The following is a 17,054-nucleotide window of genomic DNA, read 5'->3' as shown; positions in this document are numbered from 1 at the left end:
GCAGCTTTAGCTAGCTGAAATGACCACCTGATACACGGTCAACACGTCAATATGTAAGCGCTAACATAGCGCGAGTAGTGGCAATTGGAGAACCCCGATCTCCCGGCAACCTGACACCGCATCAGCGCGCCCCACCCCAAACAAAGACTTAAACCGGAGACAACCAGCATGAGCGCCACCCCGAATCTCGAGCAGGCCCCACCGAAAATCCGCCGCGCCCAGATCGTGGCGCTCACGCTGCTGATGGTGAGCGGCATCGTCAACTATCTGGACCGTGGAACGCTCGCGGTAGCCAATCCGTTGATCCGTCATGACCTGGGGCTCTCGCTCGGCCAGATGGGTCTGCTGCTGTCCGCGTTCTCCTGGAGCTACGCGTTGTTCCAGTTGCCGGTGGGCGGCCTCGTCGACCGGATCGGACCGCGCAAGCTGCTCGGCATCGGCCTGATCGTCTGGTCAATCGCGCAGGCCTCCGGCGGATTCGTCTCGACTTTCGGCTGGTTCGTCCTTGCGCGAATCGTACTGGGCATCGGCGAGGCGCCGCAGTTTCCGTCGGCAGCGCGTGTCGTCAGCAACTGGTTTCCGTTGCGCGCGCGTGGCAAGCCGACCGGCATCTTCAATTCGGCGTCCCCGCTCGGTACGGCGCTCGCGCCGCTTTGCCTGTCGATCATCGTGGTTCAGTTTCACTGGCGCTGGGCCTTCATCGTGACGGGCGTGCTGGGTCTGGTCGTCGCTGTCGTATGGCTCGCGGTGTATCGCGATCCCGCCAAGGCCACGATGAGCGAAGCGGAGCGGCGCTATCTCGAAGGCGACGAAGCGGACCGCAAGCCGGCCCCCGCGGTCACGTTCGCCGACTGGCGTTCGCTGTTTTCTCACGGAACCACTTGGGGCATGCTGATCGGCTTCTTCGGCTCGGTCTACCTGAACTGGGTGTACCTCACGTGGCTGCCGGGCTACCTGACGATGGAACGGCACATGAGCCTGATGCACACGGGCATTGCTGCGTCGATACCGTTCTTCTGTGGCTTTCTGGGCTCGCTCACGGCCGGCTGGTTCTCCGATCTCATCACGAGCGGCAGCTCGAACCCGGTCACCAGCCGCCGCAATGCGGTGGTGATCGCGATGCTCGGCATGGTCGCGTTCACCATTCCGGCGGCGCTCGTCGAGAGCAACACGATCGCGATCGTATGCATCTCGGTGGTGATCTTTCTGGCGAATGCCGCCTCCGCCAGCTCATGGGCGCTTGCCACCGCCGCCGCGCCGCCGAACCGCGTCGGCTCGCTCGGCGCGATCCAGAACTTCGGCGGCTTTCTGGGCGGCGCCCTTGCACCGATCCTGACCGGCTATATCGCGCAGACCTGGTCGTTCGTCCCTGCTTTGCTGACGGCCGCCGGCATCGCGTTTGCCGGCGCCATGAGCTACCTCCTGCTGGTGCGCAAACCGATCGACGACCAGCCCGTCTCCACTGAAACCCTGCGCGCGCCCGCCTGAAGGCGGCCGCTGCGCCCTCTCATCGAACTCTTCCCCGGAGATCAACAACATGACTACCGCCAAGCAAGCCACGACCTCAGTTGAGGGCATCGTCCCCGTGATGCTGACGCCGTTCGACGATTCCGGCGCCATCGACTACGCCGGACTCGAACGCCTGATCGAGTGGTACATCGCGCACGGGTCCGACGCGCTGTTCGCCGTCGCCCAGTCGAGTGAAATGCAGTTTCTGACGCTCGCCGAGCGTGGCGCGCTGGGACGCTTCGTCGTTGAAAAGGTCGCCGGTCGCATTCCTGTCGTGGTCTCGGGCCACATCAGCGACGACGCCGATGCCCAGGCCGAAGAGCTGAACGTCGCCGCGTCCACCGGCGCGCAAGGCGTCGTGCTCGTGACGAACCGGCTCGATCCGAATCGTCAGGGAACGGAGGCCTTCGCGGCGAATCTCAAGCGGCTCCTCACGCGACTTCCGTCGGACATGCCGCTCGGTTTGTACGAATGCCCGGCGCCCTACCGCCGGCTGCTGTCCGACGATGAATTGAAGCTGTGCATCGATACCGGCCGCTTCATCATGCTGAAGGACGTGAGTTGCGATCTCGCGACCGTCAAGCGGCGCGTCGCGCTCGCCCAAGGCTCGCCGCTGAAGATCCTGAACGCCAACGCGGCCATCGCGTGGGACGCCATGAAGGCCGGCTCCGCAGGCTTCAACGGTGTATTCACGAACTTCCACCCGGATCTGTACAACTGGCTGCGCAATGACGCGGCACAGGACCCGGCTCTCGCTGAGGAACTCGCGACGTTTCTCGTGCTCGCCGCCGTATCCGAAGCGCTCGGTTACCCCGCGCTTGCAAAGATCTATCACCAGCGCATCGGCACGTTCGATTCGATTCGCTGCCGCGCGATCGACTATGACGTGCGCGAACGTTTCTGGGCGCTCGACGCGGTACTCGACAAGATCGTCGCCGGCACCGAGCATTTCCGCTCGCGCATCGCCGCACTCGGTCAACGCGGGTAGGCTCGTGGGCATCAGCCGTCAGAAACACCCAGTGACCGGAACGCGAGCACCCACTGCCATATCCGCCCGCGCTTCGCGCGCGCAGGCGGCGGTAAGATGTCGGGCGTTCTCCGATTCACTCTTCGTTTTCTGATCCAATGCCCGATTCCGCCGACTCCCCCGCGTCCTCGGCCACCGTCCGAACCCCGACGAACCGTGCCCGCCGCAACACGGGCCGTACCGTGCTGTCCGATGTCGCCAAGCTTGCGGGCGTATCGACGGCGACCGTATCGCGGGTCTACAACGAGCCGGACAAGGTCTCGGCAAACGTGCGCGAGCGTGTCGAACACGCCGCGCTCACGCTCAACTGGTTCCCCAACGCAGCGGGCCGCGCGCTTGCTTCGACGCGCAGTCACATTGCCGGCATCATCATTCCAACGCTGGACGACCAGGTGTTCGCTTCGCAAGTGAGCGCCATGCAGGCTGCGTTCGCGGCACGCGGCATCACACTCGTGCTCGGCTGCTCGAACTACGATCCGGCGCAGGCGCTCGTGCAGGTGCGCGCCATGCTCGCGCGCGGTGTCGAGGCGATGGCCGTGGTGGGTGAGGCTCATCCGCCCGAACTATTCGAGGCGTTGCGCAGTTATCGCGTGCCTTATGCGGTCACGTACGCGTATCGCAAGGACAGTCCACATATCTGCGTCGGCTTCGACAATCACGCGGCCTACACGGAGATCACCGAACATCTGATCGGCCTCGGGCATCGCTCGCTCGCAGTCTGCATCCAACCGACCCGCGACAACGATCGCGTGCAGGCGCGCGTGGCAGGCATCCGCTCGACACTCGAACGCCACGGCCTCGCGGTGCGGCCGGAGCACATGCTCGAAGGCAAATCAACGATCGAATTCGGCCGACGCTGCCTGCGCTCGATCTGGCAAGCGCCGTGCGAGCGCCCGACCGCGATCATCTGCGGCAACGATCACATCGCGCTTGGCGTCCTGCGCGAGGCGGAGGAACTGGGTATCGCGATTCCCGGCGAACTATCCGTGACGGGCTTCGACGATCTTGAGATCGCGAAAGAGCTACGCCCCGCACTGACGACGATGCGAGTCGACACGTACGAGATCGGGCGCCTTACCGCGCAATATTTGCTCGATGTGCTCGACGGCAAGCGTCCGCAGCACGGACACGAAGTGCGTGCCCTATTCCAGCTCAGGCAATCGACCGGGCCGAGCGCGCGATAGCTGCGCGGTGCTTTTCCTCTGGACAGGATTGCGTACGGTTCGTCACACCGAATCAATCGGATCGCTCACCGCGCCTTGCTGCACCACATGCCCCAACTGCTCGCCGAACTGCAAGGCGGCAAGCTGTGCATAGAGCGGTGAACTCAAAAGAAGCTCGGCATGACGGCCCTGTGCGACGATTCGGCCGTGTTCCAGTACAACGATGCGATCAGCCTGTTGCACGGTCGCAAGACGATGCGCGATAACCAGTGTGGTGCGGTTCTGCGCGGCATTGTCCAACGCCTTCTGCACTAGCCGTTCGCTGGCGGCATCGAGCGCACTGGTCGCTTCGTCCAGTAGCAGAATGGGCGGATTCTTCAGGATCGCGCGAGCGATCGCAATGCGCTGGCGCTGTCCGCCGGACAGTCGCACGCCACGCTCGCCGAGAAAGGTGTCGTAGCCTTGCGGCAGTTCGTCGATAAAGCCGGCCGCAGCGGCCATCTCGGCCGCCCGTTGCACTTGCTCGAGCGTGGCTTCCGGCGCGCCGTAGCGGATGTTGTCGAGCACGCTGCCGGAAAAAATCACCGACTCCTGCAACACCACGCCGATTTCCTTGCGCAACTCGACGAGCGGCACATCGCGCGTCGGGACGCCGTTGATCAGAATGCTGCCTGACTGCGGATCGTAAAAACGCAACAGCAATTGAAACAACGTGGTCTTGCCCGCACCGGACGGTCCGACCAAAGCGACATGTTCGCCCGGACGGACATCGAGCGAGAGTGCGGAAAGCGCTGCGATGCCGGGGCGCGACGGATACGAGAAGCCGACGTTGTCGAAGCGGATGCCCTCGCCTCGCGCAGGCAGCGCGACCGTGGTCTCGGCCTGCACCACCGGCGAACGCGCCGCCAGCAGTTGCAGCAAACGTTCAGTGGCACCGGCAGCGCGCTGCAGATCGCCCCACACTTCGGCAACTGCTCCCACGGCACCCGCCGTGAACACCGCGTAGAGAATGAACTGCGACAGCTGGCCCGCTGTCATCCGCCCGGCCAGCACCGCCTGCGCGCCAAGCCACAGCACGAACACGATGGCGCTGAACACCAGCACGATCACCACGGCGGTCAACCAGGCGCGTGCCCGAATACGCGTGAGCGCCGTATCAAAGGCTGCTTCCACCGCGCCGGCAAAGCGCCGCACCTCGAAGGGTTCCTGCGTATACGACTGCACGGTCGGCATGGCATTGAGCACCTCGCCCGCCAGTGCGCTCGTGTTCGCGATCTTGTCCTGGCTCGCGCGCGAGAGCCGCCGCACGCGTCGGCCGAAGATCACGATAGGCGCGACCACCACGACCAGCGTCGCGATGATGTAGCCGGAGAGCACCGGACTCGTCACCGCCAGCATCGCCACGCCGCCGGTCAACAGGAAGAAGTTGCGCAGTCCCAGCGACAGGCTCGTGCCCACCACCGCCTGGATCAGGGTGGTGTCGGCGGTGAGTCGTGACAGCACTTCGCCCGTTTGCGTGGTTTCGAAGAACTGCGGACTCATTCCCAGCACATGATCGTAGACGGCTCGCCGCAAGTCGGCCGTGACCCGCTCTCCCAGCCACGACACGAGGTAGAAGCGCAGCGCCGTGGCGGCGGCCAGTACCAGCGAAACGATGAACAGCGCGAAGAAATAGCGATCGATGTGCGCCCGGTCGCCTCCCGCGAAGCCACGATCGATCAGGTACTTGAAAGCCACCGGCAACACCAGCGTGGCGCCTGCCGACGTCACCAGCGCGAGGAACGCGAGCGCCCAGCGTCCCGCATAGGGGCGCAGGAAGGGCAACAGGGCAAACAGAGGGCCGATACGTCGTGAAGCGGATGCAGGCGGCGAAGACGGAACAGCGTCTGACATGGAAATTCCCTGGTGAATCGGAGGTCACCCCGATTGTGCCAGTCCTGTGGATTCGAAGGCGGTTCACGTAAAAGCCTCTTTCACGTGCTTGCCGCGACTGGCCATCTGTATCAAGATCAAGCCGACTCATCCGGACCTGGCTATTCCCATGAAAGACGACTCTGACTCCGATTCCGATCCCGACAAACTGAAAGGCCCCGGTGGTTTGACGCTGCGCCAGATCCACGATCAGGTGCAAAAGAGCGTCGAGCGCGACCGCGAAGAGCAAGCATCACGCAACGCTATCGCTCCGCAACGGAGCAGGTGGCAACGTTGGGTGCGTTACGTGTGGGGCCGCAGCGGGCGTCGCTAGGCGGCGAAGATGGCCGCGCAAAGCCAGTATCGACCGGTGGTTTTCTAATTAGAATTTATTGAGCGGTGGAAGGGGCTGCGTTTCCTGGTGCTGCAATCTTGTCTTTTTCTCAGCCCGTCGCAGTGCTGTTTCGGCGTTCTTCCAGTGAAGCTCGGGCGCAACGCTGCCGGCATAGTGCGCGCCCACAGCGTCGATCAGGTGCGTAACGCCCGTATCGTCCGCGCGAACCGCGCTTTCCAGCCGCGCCGGATGTCCGAATTCGTGCGTTCTGTCCATCCAGCGATACAGCGCCGGAACGATCTGCCGCCAATCACCCTGGCGCGCAACGTCATTCAGCCTGCGCCACGCAACGGCCTCACCTTCGAGGTACCGCTTGCGTGCGTCGATTGCATGTTTCCACGCGCGCCTCAAGAACGTGATCACACGCACGCGCGCCCAGACCGCCAACATGATCGCCAGCAGAACCGCACAGCCGACAATCACCTGCCTGCTGTGAATCACAATGATTCTGTGCGGGAAGCCATTGCTCATCGCTTCGACCGGAATCTCGAACAGGGGCTTTTCACGCGCGGTGGAAGCCGAAAATGTGACACCCGGCAACTCGATCGTCTCTTTCTTTTGCGTCTTGGTGTTCCACCATTCGATTGTCACCGGTGGCAGTTTGAACCGGCCGTTGTGATCGGCGGTGTAGGTCACGCTGTCGGTTCGCTCGCCCGCCACCAACCCCACCCGGTCCTGCACGATGTTGCGAGTCGCGGGCGGTTTGGCGTAGCGTTTCAATCCGTCGACGTCGCCCAGATTCACCGGCGGAATCAACATCGACTCGGTACCGGCGGCACTTTGCGTAATCGTGCGCGTCACGGAGTCTCCCACTCTGATGTGTTCCTGCGCCGGCTCGATTTTTTGCGTGGCCGTGAGTCGGGTGGTCGGAAAGAAGGTGCTCATGCCTTCCGCGCCAGGCGGCAGCGTCGCGACGAGTTTGAGTGCGGGCGTCATCACCTGCACAGGCGCAGTCGTGCCGCCCGGATACACGGTGATGGCAAACGGCGCAATGTCGAATGTCTTTCCCGCTTGCGGCGCAATACGGTAAGCGCGACTCACACCGAACCAGCGCACACCGTCGATGTCCTCCGAGAGATTGTCCGCCTGTTCGTCAGGCAGGCTGACGATCGCATCGGGCACGGTGAAGAGCGGCCAGTTCGGCGCCTCGGTAAACCACGTGGTTGTCAGCAGATCGACGACAAGTTTGACCTCGCTGCCCGCAACGACCGGTCCCGAGGGCTCGAGATGCGCACGAACCAGCGTGCGCGGCGCGGGGTCGGCAAAGGCCGGCGCTGAAGCGCAAGCCGCGCCGAGCCACGCGATCAGCAGTAGAAGCCGCAGGAAAGCCGCGGTCATGGCGCGCTCGCTCCCTTTACTTCGGTTTCCTGCAAAAAACGCTGCTGCAGAAAAACCGCGGGCGAGGTATTCAGATTGCGCATCCAGACCTCTTCGCTCGGACGCGGTGCGCCCTCGATAATGGTCGACGTACCCCGTCCTTTCTTCTTGTCGGTCTGCACCTGGTCAGGTGCGTCCTCCTCCGGATCCATTTCATCCTTCTGGTCTTTTGCGAGCAAACGCTGCAGGTATGCCCGATTGGCCGCTGCCTCGCGCAGCGCGGGCTGAATCTTGAGCGCGTTGTCATACGCCTTGATGGCGGCAGCGAAGTCGTCCAGATGCGCCAGCGTGTTGCCCATGTAGAAATACGCTTGCGCCGTCTTCAGATGCGAAAAACTTTCGAGCGCGCCGGCATAGTCGCCCGCGAGATATTGCGCGCGGCCCTTCCACATCGGATCGTCGAAGCGTTGCGCGGCCGCCTTGTAATCGCCGTGCTCGAAATCCCAGCGGCCCTGCTGATCGTGCGTGGCGAACAGATCGACCCAGCGCCATTCGGCCGCTTGAGCATGGCGCGGCACGGCGCTGAAAGCGAGCGAGATCAGCACCACGGGTAGCCACTTCACGCTCCAACCGCGCCGGAAACCCCATAGTGCGAGCAACAATACGGGAATGACGAGCCAGTAACCCGACTCTTTCCAACGCGGTACGATCTTCGATTCCTCCGCTTGCGCAAGGTAGGCCTGCGCGCGGTGCTGGACCCACACCACGTCATCGTCGTCCACGCGCATGCTGGCGAGCGGAATGCCCGCTTCGTCGGCCACCTTGCGAATCGCGTTGGCGTCGAAGGTACCCATCAGCGGATGCCCTTCAGGGTCCATTGCGATCATGCCGTCAGCACCGCGGATCGGCCCGCCGTTTTCCGTACCGACCGCGAGCCACAGCAATTGATGACGGATCGTCTTGGCCTTTTGCACAAAGGCGTCCGCCTGATTCGTATCGAAGCCGTCGCTCATAAAGACGATCGTGCCTGCAGCGGGATCGTTCGAGAGCAAACGCTCGGCGGCGTCGAAACCGGCGGTGGCGTTCTTGCCGTCAAGCGGCATCAGCGAGGGCGAGAGCGCCGGCACATACAGCTCGAGCATGGCGGGGTCCTCGGTCGGCGGCACGACGAGATGGCCGCTCGAAGCGAACACGACCAATCCGGTGCGCGCGCCTTTGCGCGCCCGGGCGATATCGAGCACTTTCTGCTTGGCGCGTTCGAGCCGCGTCGGCGCCACGTCGGTGGCGTCCATCGAATGCGCGAGTTCCAGTACGACGACGAGCGGCGCCTTATCCTGATTGAACGGCGGACGTTCCTGCTGCCAAGTGGGCCCCGCGGCAGCAAGCGCACCGATGCCGAGCAGCAGCCCCAGTGTATGCACCGGCTGAATCACGCGGCGCTTCGTATCGCCGACAATCAGATGTTCCAGCAACGCAGGATCGATGACATTGCGCCAACGCGCACGCACGTTGTTGCGGCGAAACCAGCAAAGCGGCAGGAGCGCGGCGGGAATCAGCAGAAGCAACCACAGCGGCCGCAGAAAATGGAAGGCGGTCAGATCAATTTCCATGACCCGCCTCCACGGTTGTCGCCCGCTCAGGCCGCGCCTCGCGACCTGGCGCGCGCAGCACGGCAATCAGCAACGCAAGCACATGGTAGAGCGCAAAAATCGCGACCGCCGCAGCGGCCGGCACCCAGTAAAAGTCGCGCTGCGGGCGATAGATTTCGCGCTTCACTTTCTCGGGCGTGAGTTTGTCCAGCGTGGCATAGACATCGGCGAGATCCTGTTGCCGGCCGAGCGCGCGAAACGATCGGCCACCCGTGATGCTCGAAATGCGCGCGAGCGCATCGAGATCGACCTTGTCTTCGCCGGTGGTGTCCGGATCGCCGATACCGATGGTGTGCATCACCAGCTTGTGGCTCTTCGCGATCTCCGCTGCGCGCTCGGGTGGAATCGCGCTGCTGGTGTCGTTGCCGTCGGTCAGCAGGATCAGCACTTTCTCCTGAGCCTGCGAGTTCGTCATCAGTTTGACGGTGAGTCCGATCGCATCGCCGATAGCCGTGCGTGGTCCGGCCATACCGATCTGCATCTGATCGAGCAGCACCTGTACGGCCTCATGATCGAGCGTGAGCGGCGCCTGCGGATAGGCGGCGTCACCGAACACGACGAGGCCGATGCGATCGCCTTTGCGTTTGGCAATGAAGTCGCTCACTACCCGTTTCACCGCGCTGAAACGGTCCATCCGCTCACCGGCGGCATTGACGAAGTCGCGCGTGGCCATCGAACCGGAAAGATCGATCGCGAGCATCAGATCGCGAGCGGGTTCTTCGCGCACGATGGGCGCTTCGACATAGACCGGCTTGGCCGCGGCGATCACGAGTAAGGCCCAGAGGAGCGGCATAAAGAGACGCTGCAGCCAGTTGCGGCGCAGCCGCACGCCGCCCGGCGCCGGCTTTTCGCCTGCCGCGTGCGCCATTTCGTGAAAGAACGGCACCCGCACCGCAGAGGCCGTTGTGCGATAGGCCGGCACCAGCCACCATACGAAGAGCGGCAGAGGCAGCAGCGCGAACATCCACGGGAAATCAAATTTCCACATGATGATGTTCGATCCAGTCCCGGGTGTGGCTGATGAGCGTCTCGGCTTCATCCCCGGAAATAGCGGCAACCTGGTCGGGCGGTGCATAACTCGCGAGCGCCAGCAGCGCCTCGCTTTTTGCGTCGAAGCGACCGCGCGTGCGTTGCAGGAACGCAAGCCATGCGTCGCCGGTGAGCGCGGCGACCTGCTCGCGTGGCGCGACCGCCAGCGATGTGCGCTTGAGGAGACGAGGAATCGCCGCCAGCGCGCTCGCGCGTTGTGCGTAATCCGTTTGCGTCGCGGCGAGGCTCGCCTCGATGCTCGCCAGTTCCACCAATGCCGCGCGCCGGTAGCGCTGCTTCTCTCGCCGCCGCCAGACCAGCCAGCTCGCCACCGCCAGCAGCATCAACAGTAAAAGTCCGACGAATACCCAGCCTATGGTTTGCGGCGCGTACGACACCGTCTGCGGTAGCGGTAGTTCCTGCAAGGGCTGAAGTTGCCCGGACGTGTCGGGCGGTACCAACGCCGAAACGGCCGGGGCGCTCATATGCCGCTCCCGGTAGCAGGCCGTGCACGCTCGCCGAACAACCGCCGCACCTGTTCGATCGTCGGCTCCGCGGTCGACAGGGCCATCAGCGGCGCGCCGCTCGAACGCAACAATTCGGCTACTTCCGCGGTGCGGCCGCTGAACAGGGTCGACAACGGCGCCCTCACCCGCTCCTGCTCGATCCGCAATTCGACCTGCAGACGGCCTTCGCTGACCACCAGCGCTCGGTGTTCCGGCATGCTCTGCCACAAGGGATCGAAGATCATCGCCGCGACGACGTCGTTGTGCGCCGACAGTTGCCGCAACAGTTTGCGTGTGCGCTCGCTCGCCCCCGCAAAATCGCTGATGATGCAAATGAGGTAGTCGTGACCGGCCAGCTTGAGCACGCCTTCGAGCGCAGTGTCCAGTTGTCCGTAATCGGTACGTGCTTCACTCTCGGCGTGCAACGCGCGGTTCATCGTGGCGAGCGCGCCGAACAGCATCTTGATCCGGCTGCGGCTGCGCAGCGGCTTGACCCGCACGACCTGGCTGTCGTTGAATAGCACGCCGCCGACACGGTCGCCGGCAGTGAAACCCATCCACACGGCAAGCGCCGCCACTTCGGCGGCCACCACCGACTTGAACGCGCGACGCGACCCAAAAAACATGCTCATGCGTTGATCGACAACGACGAGCAGCGGCCGGTCCCGCTCTTCCGTATAAGCGCGAACCTGCGGCTTGCCGAGACGCAGCGAGACCTTCCAGTCGATATGACGGACATCGTCGCCCGGCAGGTAAGCGCGGATTTCTTCGAAATTGAGCCCACGTCCACGCAATCGCGACGCATGACTGCCTGATAGCACGCTCGATACCGGCGCCGGCGCAATAAAGCTCAGCCCTCGGGCATGAAACTCGAGCTTCGCCAGATGCGCTGCGTCGATGTAGACGCGGCCATCTGCTGAAGTCGCAGCGCTTGCAGATTCGGACATCAAGACCACGGCAATCTCCCGCGTCGATGCGACGATACTTATGTTGCGCCAGGCGTCAGGCCGGCACCGCAATCTTTTCGATCAGCCGGTCGATCACTGCGTCGGCGCCGATGTTCTCGGCATTGGCGTCATAAGAGAGGATCAGCCGATGCCGCAGTACCGGATGAACGACTGCGCGCACGTCGTCGGGCGTGACGAATTTGCGGTTCTGCAACCAGGCCTGAACGCGGCTCGCCCGATCGAGGCCGATCGAACCGCGCGGACTCGCGCCGATTTCGATCCATTTGCCGAGGTCGGCGTCGAGCTCCCTACCATGCCGGGTCGCATTGACGAACGACACAATGTAGTCGTCCATCGCCGGCGCCACCACGATCCGGCTGATTTCTTCGCGCACCGCGAAAATGACATCCTGGGCGAGAACAGCGGGCGTGTCGTTCGCCTCGTTGTTTTCGCGCCGCAGCAATCGCAACATGTCGACTTCGCTTTGTGGCGACGGATAACTAATTAGCACTTTAAGAAGAAACCGGTCCATTTGCGCTTCAGGCAATGGATAGGTGCCTTCCTGCTCAATCGGATTCTGTGTTGCCATGACAAGAAACAGGTCCGGCATTCGATGCGTTTTACCTGCAACGGAAATCTGCCGCTCTTCCATGGCTTCCAATAATGCGGATTGAACCTTGGCGGGCGCGCGGTTAATTTCATCCGCGAGAATCAGATTGCCGAAGATAGGCCCGGGCTGGAAGCTAAGCGTGCGTTCCGTGCCGCTTTGCAGCAGCGTTTCTGCACCGGTGATGTCAGACGGCAACAGATCGGGGGTGAACTGAATGCGGCTCATGGTGGCCGCAAGACGCGTGGCAATGGCTTTGACGGTACGCGTTTTGGCGAGTCCGGGCAGACTTTCGAGCAGTACATGGCCGTCTGCGAGTAGCGCAATCAATACCTGCCGGACAACCGCTTGCTGGCCCACTATCGCTTCGTTGACACTCGATTCGAAACGCAGGATCGTTTCGCGCATAGCTCTCGATTTCCCCAATCATTGGTTGGTGGAACAACCTGGATGCCAACGCTTGCCGCCAGACACGTTAATGCACACGCGCAATTCCGTCAAAGTTTCGCACCTACCCAAAAAAATGCGTGAAATGTGTTTGAAAAATTGTTAGCCTGCGTCTTACGTTTTGTTAAGCTGTATCCGGCGTATTTGTTACCGGCGTAAATCGTTATTCTGTATCGCTAAGTTTCGCTTGAGTGCAAAAGAGAGCTGCCCATGTTTGCTAAAGGGCCAGCAGCTTCACCTGCGTGAGAGAAGAGATGATGAGTTCAGGAAAACGTGGCACGGTAACGGCTGCCCGCTCTACAGGCACGCCTTCCGCAACTTCAGCACCCACCGCGCGCTATCGCAAGCTGCTCCTGTGGGGCGTGCTTCTCGTCATGCTTCCTGCATGTGTCGGCGCGGCGGTGAGTTGGGCTTTCGCCTCGCGCACTCAAGCTCATCCCCAAGTTGTCTACGGCGACGGAACGCACGGCCCGCTCGGCATGGCATGGGTTCCCGGCGGACAATTTCTGATGGGCAGCGACTCGAAGCAAGCGCAGCCCAACGAGCGTCCCGCCCACAAGGTGCGCGTGCATGGTTTCTGGATGGACCGTCATCACGTGACCAATGCGGAATTCCGTAAATTCGTAGAAGCCACCGGCTACGTCACCACCGCTGAGAAGAAACCCGACTGGGACACCCTGAAGGTGCAGTTGCCGCCTGACACGCTGCGTCCGCCTGACAGCGCGATGGTGGCCGGCGCGATGGTATTCGTCGGCACCAATCATCCCGTGCCGCTGGAAGACTATTCGCAGTGGTGGCGCTACGTGCCCGGCGCGAACTGGCGCCACCCCACCGGGCCGGACAGCAACATCATCGGCAAAGACGATCACCCGGTTGTTCAGGTTTCCTACGAAGACGCACAGGCTTATGCGAAATGGGCCGGCAAACGACTGCCCACCGAAGCCGAATGGGAATTCGCCGCGCGTGGCGGTCTCGAGCAGGCCACTTACGCCTGGGGCAATCAATTCGCGCCGGATGGCAAGCAGATGGCCAACGTCTGGCAAGGCCAGGAGCCGCAGGCGTTCCCTGTGGTCAGCCCGAAGGCGGGTGGCGCACTCGGCACGAGTCCGGTCGGCACTTTTCCGGCGAATGGCTACGGACTTTCCGATATGACCGGCAACGCCTGGCAGTGGGTGGCCGACTGGTATCGCGCCGACCAATTCCGGCGTGAAGCGGTGAGCACCAGCACGATCGACAACCCGATCGGTCCGCGCGATTCCTGGGATCCGGCCGATCAGGGCGTCCCCGTCGACGCACCGAAGCGGGTGACGCGCGGCGGCTCGTTCCTTTGCAACGAAGCCTACTGCCTAAGCTACCGCCCTAGCGCACGGCGCGGCACCGACCCCTACAACAGCATGTCGCATCTCGGCTTTCGTCTCGTGATGGACGAAGACACCTGGAAGCAACCACTGGCACGTCAGGCGTCGGATCGCGCCGCAAACGCAGACGGAAGCTAGGGCGCGCTGCCCTTTCGAGCTGTACCCGTTTCTCTCGCGTGCTGTCGCTCGCGGGTCATGGAAGTGTGCGATCGGAATGGAGGTCGGATGCAGTCGATCTATCAATCGAGGTGGTCGAGACGTACTGCGAGTTCGATGCGCCCTGCGTTCAGGTCGGCGCTCGGCGTCGCCCTGGTCGCGCTCGGTGTCGCGCTATGCTCCGCCGGTTGCACGTCGGCTGGCGGCACGAACGGAGCAACGCCGACGGCAGTCAGCTCTGCTGCCGCACTGCCCTCATGGCGTGACGGACCAGCAAAACAGACGATCCAGAAATTCGTCGCCGATGTCACTCGCGATGGCTCGCCGAACTATGTGCCACCTGCCCAACGCATTGCCGTGTTCGATAACGACGGCACGCTATGGAGCGAGCAGCCGCTGTACTTCCAGTTCGCCTTCATGCTCGACCAGGTAAAAGCAGCCGCACCAAAGCATCCCGAGTGGAAGAACAATCCGGCCTTCAAGGCATTGGTCGTCAAAGACTATGCCGCGTTGGCGAGTCAGGAGAAACAGCTGCTGCAACTGATCGCCGTCGCCAATAGCGGCATGACCGTGGACGACTACGATAAGACCATCCGTAACTGGCTGGCCAGCGCCCGGCATCCGAAATTCAGTCGCCCTTACACCGAACTCGTCTATCAACCGCAACTGGAGTTGCTTTCCTATCTGCGCGCCAACGGCTTCAAGACTTTCATCGTGTCGGGCGGCACCATCGAATTCATGCGGCCGTGGGCCGAAAAGGCGTATGGCATTCCGCCCGAGCAAGTGGTCGGCTCGAGCCAGGTGGTGCAATACCAGATGCGTAACGGCCAGCCTGTACTGGTGCGCCAGCCGAAACTCGATTTCGTCGACGACGGTCCCGGCAAACCTGTCGGCATCTATCGAAACATCGGCCGCAAGCCCATTCTCGCGTTCGGCAATTCGGACGGCGATCTGCAGATGCTGCAGTACACCGCATCCGGCAGCGGTCCGCACCTCGCCTTGCTGGTGCATCACGACGACGCCGTACGCGAATTCGCGTACGACCGCACCTCGAAGATCGGCAAGCTCGACAAGGCCTGGGACGAAGCGATCGCCGACGGCTGGACCGTGGTCAGCATGAAGGACGACTGGCAAACCATCTATCCCGCACCAAAGCAGTAGATGCACGCGTGAGAGCGCGAGCCGCGTGCAGGTTGCGGCCGCTACGAGGCAACCCGGCACGCAGGGAACGCGCGGCGGGTGAACCGCAAAGCAACTCCATTGGAGCAATACGATGAGAATGTTCCAGCGAAAGGGACGCTACGCGGCCGGGGCGACAGTAATCGTCCTCGCCGCGTTCAGTGCATTGATTCTTCCATCCATCAACGCGCCTGCGCAGACTCAGGCGCCGGCCAAACCAGCTGTGGCACCCGCGACCAGTGCACCACAACAACCCGCCGCCAAGACTTCGGCGAAGCCGAATATCCTTGTGATTTTCGGCGATGACATCGGGCAGACAAACATCAGTGCCTACTCGCGCGGCGTGGTGGGTTACAAGACGCCGAACATCGATCGGGTTGCCAACGAAGGGATGATCTTTACGGACTACTACGCCGAGAATAGCTGTACGGCGGGGCGTTCGTCCTTCATCACCGGACAGACGCCGTTGCGTACCGGACTCTCCAAGGTCGGCGCACCAGGTGCACCGGTCGGCCTGCAGAAGACCGACATGACGATCGCCCAGGCGCTCAAACCGCTCGGCTATGCGACCGGTCAGTTCGGCAAGAATCACCTTGGCGACAAGAACGAGTACCTGCCGACCAATCACGGTTTCGACGAGTTCTACGGCAACCTGTATCACCTGAACGCCGAGGAAGAACCCGAGCGTGAGTACTGGCCAAAGGACAAGAACGACCCGTACGTGAAGAACTTCTCGCCGCGCGGGGTGATTCATAGCACCTCGGACGGCAAGGTTCAGGACACGGGCCCGCTCACGGCCAAACGCATGGAAACCATCGACGACGAAACCGGCGCTCACGCGGAAGAATTCATCCGCAAGCAGGTCAAGACCGGCACGCCCTTCTTCGTGTGGATGAACTTCACGCGCATGCACGTCTTCACGCACGTGCGGCCTGAATTCAGAGGCAAGAGCGGCATGCCCGGCAACGAATACGGCGACGGTATGTGGGAGCACGATCAGGATGTCGGCAAACTGCTCAAACTGCTGGACGATCTGAATATTTCCAAGAACACCATCGTCATTTACACAACGGACAACGGACCGAATCAATTCTCCTGGCCCGACGCGGCAACGACGCCGTTCCGTAGCGAAAAGGACTCCAACTGGGAAGGCGCGTTCCGTGTGCCGGCCATGGTGCGATGGCCGGGGCATATCAAACCGGGCACAACCTCCAACGAGATGTTCTCGGGGCTCGACTGGTTCCCGACACTGCTGGCGGCTGCTGGCGACGCTGGCGTCAAGGACCGTCTCCTGAAGGGGTGGGCGCCTAAAGCGGGCGGTGCGAGTTTCAAGAATCACCTCGACGGATATAACCAGTTGCCGTTCCTGACAGGACAGACGACCAAGGACCCTCGCACCGAGTTCTACTATTTCGATGACGATGGCGATCTGGTGGCCATGCGCTGGGATCAGGACGGCAATGCCTGGAAGGCGGTGTTCTGCGAGCAGCGCGCAAAAGGCAACCTGAATATCTGGCAGGACCCGCTTGTCTGCCTGCGTCTGCCGAAGCTGTTCAACCTGCGCATGGATCCTTATGAACGGGCGGACATCACGTCGGATCAGTACAACGACTGGGTCACGAAGAATGTTTACCTGAACGGCATCGCCACACTGAAAGCGTCGACGTTCCTGCAGACCTTCGTCGACTACCCTCCGAGCCAGCGGCCCGCGAGCTTCAGCGTGGACGGTGTACGCCGGCAGGTCGACAAGAAGATCGACGAGTCCTTCAAGAAGCGCGGACTCGAGTAAGACGTAGTGCGGTTGCGCCTGCCGGCTTCGGCCGGTGGGCGCAACTTTTCGGTTTCGCGCAAGACG

General features: G+C 62.4%; 14 protein-coding genes. 7 read left to right on the top strand and 7 right to left on the bottom strand.

Annotated elements, in window-relative coordinates:
* Positions 1 to 168 precede the first annotated feature (168 nt).
* The 3 genes from KHO30_RS25185 to KHO30_RS25175 all read left to right on the top strand — a co-directional run bounded on the left by KHO30_RS25185 (position 169) and on the right by KHO30_RS25175 (position 3,720).
* Positions 169 to 1,488: an MFS transporter gene (locus KHO30_RS25185; protein ID WP_211702683.1), complete on the top strand. Its 1,320-nt coding sequence runs from the start codon at positions 169 to 171 to the stop codon at positions 1,486 to 1,488.
* A gap of 49 nt (positions 1,489 to 1,537) precedes the next feature.
* A complete protein-coding gene (locus KHO30_RS25180) occupies positions 1,538 to 2,497 on the top strand; it encodes a dihydrodipicolinate synthase family protein (protein ID WP_211702682.1) in 960 nt (319 codons plus the stop codon).
* Between the two features lie 137 nt (positions 2,498 to 2,634).
* Entirely contained in the window at positions 2,635 to 3,720 is a 1,086-nt protein-coding gene (locus tag KHO30_RS25175; RefSeq protein WP_208620604.1) for a LacI family DNA-binding transcriptional regulator, read from the top strand.
* A 42-nt stretch (positions 3,721 to 3,762) separates the two neighbouring features.
* Here KHO30_RS25175 and KHO30_RS25170 read toward each other — a convergent pair whose 3' ends face one another.
* On the bottom strand, positions 3,763 to 5,592 hold the full coding sequence (locus tag KHO30_RS25170; protein WP_211702681.1) for an ABC transporter transmembrane domain-containing protein: 1,830 nt from the start codon (positions 5,590 to 5,592) through the stop codon (positions 3,763 to 3,765).
* 148 nt (positions 5,593 to 5,740) lie between these two features.
* Here KHO30_RS25170 and KHO30_RS25165 point away from each other — a divergent pair, with 148 nt between their 5' ends.
* The gene (locus KHO30_RS25165) at positions 5,741 to 5,944 is read left to right on the top strand and encodes a hypothetical protein (protein ID WP_211702680.1); all 204 of its coding nucleotides are present in this window, start codon (positions 5,741 to 5,743) and stop codon (positions 5,942 to 5,944) included.
* 48 nt (positions 5,945 to 5,992) lie between these two features.
* On the opposite strand, the gene KHO30_RS25160 is transcribed toward KHO30_RS25165, so the two are convergent.
* Genes KHO30_RS25160 through KHO30_RS25135 form a run of 6 tightly spaced genes read right to left on the bottom strand, consistent with a single transcriptional unit; the run spans position 5,993 to position 12,467 of the window.
* Positions 5,993 to 7,342, bottom strand: a complete 1,350-nt coding sequence (locus KHO30_RS25160; RefSeq protein WP_211702679.1) for a BatD family protein — start codon at positions 7,340 to 7,342, stop codon at positions 5,993 to 5,995.
* Complete coding sequence (locus tag KHO30_RS25155; RefSeq protein ID WP_211702678.1) at positions 7,339 to 8,931, bottom strand: VWA domain-containing protein; 1,593 nt, start codon at positions 8,929 to 8,931, stop codon at positions 7,339 to 7,341. Before KHO30_RS25155 ends, KHO30_RS25160 begins: the two co-directional genes overlap by 4 nt.
* Positions 8,921 to 9,958, bottom strand: coding sequence for a vWA domain-containing protein (locus tag KHO30_RS25150; RefSeq protein ID WP_211702677.1), 1,038 nt, complete (start codon positions 9,956 to 9,958; stop codon positions 8,921 to 8,923). Before KHO30_RS25150 ends, KHO30_RS25155 begins: the two co-directional genes overlap by 11 nt.
* A complete protein-coding gene (locus KHO30_RS25145; RefSeq protein ID WP_211702676.1) occupies positions 9,945 to 10,484 on the bottom strand; it encodes a DUF4381 domain-containing protein in 540 nt (179 codons plus the stop codon). Before KHO30_RS25145 ends, KHO30_RS25150 begins: the two co-directional genes overlap by 14 nt.
* A complete protein-coding gene (locus tag KHO30_RS25140) occupies positions 10,481 to 11,452 on the bottom strand; it encodes a DUF58 domain-containing protein (protein WP_211702675.1) in 972 nt (323 codons plus the stop codon). Before KHO30_RS25140 ends, KHO30_RS25145 begins: the two co-directional genes overlap by 4 nt.
* Positions 11,453 to 11,507: 55 nt before the next feature.
* Entirely contained in the window at positions 11,508 to 12,467 is a 960-nt protein-coding gene (locus tag KHO30_RS25135) for an AAA family ATPase (protein WP_211702674.1), read from the bottom strand.
* A 293-nt stretch (positions 12,468 to 12,760) separates the two neighbouring features.
* Between KHO30_RS25135 and KHO30_RS25130 the strand changes: the two genes are divergently transcribed.
* The 3 genes from KHO30_RS25130 (at position 12,761) to KHO30_RS25120 (ending at position 16,988) form a co-directional block, all read left to right on the top strand.
* The gene (locus KHO30_RS25130) at positions 12,761 to 14,002 is read left to right on the top strand and encodes a formylglycine-generating enzyme family protein (RefSeq protein ID WP_244864130.1); all 1,242 of its coding nucleotides are present in this window, start codon (positions 12,761 to 12,763) and stop codon (positions 14,000 to 14,002) included.
* Between the two features lie 135 nt (positions 14,003 to 14,137).
* Positions 14,138 to 15,181 carry an HAD family hydrolase gene (locus KHO30_RS25125; RefSeq protein WP_425312917.1) on the top strand — a complete coding sequence of 348 codons (1,044 nt, stop codon included), beginning with the start codon at positions 14,138 to 14,140 and terminating at the stop codon, positions 15,179 to 15,181.
* A 112-nt stretch (positions 15,182 to 15,293) separates the two neighbouring features.
* The gene (locus KHO30_RS25120) at positions 15,294 to 16,988 is read left to right on the top strand and encodes an arylsulfatase (RefSeq protein ID WP_211702672.1); all 1,695 of its coding nucleotides are present in this window, start codon (positions 15,294 to 15,296) and stop codon (positions 16,986 to 16,988) included.
* The last annotated feature ends 66 nt before the right edge of the window (positions 16,989 to 17,054 follow it).

Source organism: Paraburkholderia aspalathi (genome assembly GCF_905220735.1).
GTDB lineage: Bacteria > Pseudomonadota > Gammaproteobacteria > Burkholderiales > Burkholderiaceae > Paraburkholderia > Paraburkholderia aspalathi.
This window is presented reverse-complemented; position numbering and strand designations above follow the sequence as displayed.